Annotated in this window: 1 protein-coding gene; it reads left to right on the top strand. The window is 68.4% G+C overall.

The window, feature by feature from the left end; translation table 11 throughout:
• Positions 1-250 (top strand): MmgE/PrpD family protein (locus SB754_RS21950; RefSeq protein WP_410784418.1); only part of this gene is annotated, 250 nt, incomplete at both ends.

Genomic DNA, 250 nt, shown 5'->3' with positions numbered 1-250 from the left:
ATGATGAAGACCCCGGCCGCGGCGGTGATCGCGGTTGCGAAGAACTGGGGTGGCCGTGAGGCGGCGACCGGTATCGGAACCGGAATGCGATTCCCGGCGGCCACCGCAGCGCTGATCAACGGAACCCTCGCCCATTCAATGGACTCCGACGACACCCACCTGCCGTCGGTGCTGCATCCTTCCGCATCGGTGATCCCGGCCGCTCTTGCCGTGGCCGAGGCCGAGGGCGTCGACGCGGGCACCATGCTCG

Source organism: Leifsonia sp. SIMBA_070, assembly GCF_046534635.1.
Taxonomy (GTDB): Bacteria; Actinomycetota; Actinomycetes; order Actinomycetales; family Microbacteriaceae; genus Leifsonia.
The sequence above is the reverse complement of the archived record's forward strand: the minus strand, read 5'-3'. Positions and strand labels throughout refer to the sequence as shown.